Below are 1,597 nucleotides of genomic sequence, written 5' to 3'. Positions count from 1 at the left end.
GATCAGGCTAAGGTAAAATTTGTGAGTTCTGCTCGAAAGAGCAACGTGCGAATTTTCGGCGAATGTCGTCTTCACAGTATAACCAGATTGCTTGGGGTTATATGGTCAAGTGAAGAAGCGCATACGGTGGATGCCTTGGCAGTCAGAGGCGATGAAAGACGTGGTAGCCTGCGATAAGCTTTGGGGAGTCGGCAAACAGACTGTGATCCAGAGATCTCTGAATGGGGGAACCCAGCCAGCATAAGCTGGTTATCTTGTACTGAATACATAGGTGCAAGAGGCGAACCAGGGGAACTGAAACATCTAAGTACCCTGAGGAAAAGAAATCAACCGAGATTCCCTTAGTAGTGGCGAGCGAACGGGGACCAGCCCTTAAGTTGGTTTGAGATTAGTGGAACGCTCTGGAAAGTGCGGCCATAGTGGGTGATAGCCCCGTACACGAAAATCTCTTATCAATGAAATCGAGTAGGACGGAGCACGAGAAACTTTGTCTGAATATGGGGGGACCATCCTCCAAGGCTAAATACTACTGACTGACCGATAGTGAACTAGTACCGTGAGGGAAAGGCGAAAAGAACCCCGGAGAGGGGAGTGAAATAGATCCTGAAACCGTATGCGTACAAGCAGTGGGAGCCTACTTGTTAGGTGACTGCGTACCTTTTGTATAATGGGTCAGCGACTTATATTCAGTGGCGAGCTTAACCGAATAGGGGAGGCGTAGCGAAAGCGAGTCTTAATAGGGCGTTTAGTCGCTGGGTATAGACCCGAAACCGGGCGATCTATCCATGGGCAGGTTGAAGGTTAGGTAACACTGACTGGAGGACCGAACCGACTACCGTTGAAAAGTTAGCGGATGACCTGTGGATCGGAGTGAAAGGCTAATCAAGCTCGGAGATAGCTGGTTCTCCTCGAAAGCTATTTAGGTAGCGCCTCATGTATCACTGTAGGGGGTAGAGCACTGTTTCGGCTAGGGGGTCATCCCGACTTACCAAACCGATGCAAACTCCGAATACCTACAAGTGCCGAGCATGGGAGACACACGGCGGGTGCTAACGTCCGTCGTGAAAAGGGAAACAACCCAGACCGTCAGCTAAGGTCCCAAAGTCATGGTTAAGTGGGAAACGATGTGGGAAGGCTTAGACAGCTAGGAGGTTGGCTTAGAAGCAGCCACCCTTTAAAGAAAGCGTAATAGCTCACTAGTCGAGTCGGCCTGCGCGGAAGATGTAACGGGGCTCAAACCATGCACCGAAGCTACGGGTATCACCTTTTGGTGATGCGGTAGAGGAGCGTTCTGTAAGCCTGTGAAGGTGAGTTGAGAAGCTTGCTGGAGGTATCAGAAGTGCGAATGCTGACATGAGTAACGACAATGCGAGTGAAAAACTCGCACGCCGAAAGACCAAGGTTTCCTGCGCAACGTTAATCGACGCAGGGTTAGTCGGTCCCTAAGGCGAGGCTGAAAAGCGTAGTCGATGGAAAACAGGTTAATATTCCTGTACTTCCAGTTATTGCGATGGAGGGACGGAGAAGGTTAGGCCAGCCTGGCGTTGGTTGTCCAGGTTTAAGGTGGTAGGCTGGAATCTTAGGCAAATCCGGGATT

The 1,597-nt window shown here is 50.4% G+C and carries 1 rRNA gene; it reads left to right on the top strand.

The annotated features are described in order from the left end of the window. Positions 1-103: 103 nt before the first annotated feature. Positions 104-1,597: ribosomal RNA gene (locus tag ACN6NG_RS29835) — 23S ribosomal RNA — on the top strand; the annotation flags it as partial.

The organism is Pseudomonas sp. TSO6 (genome assembly GCF_056098905.1).
Note: the sequence above shows the minus strand (reverse complement) of the source record. Positions and strands in the feature narration are given on the sequence as shown.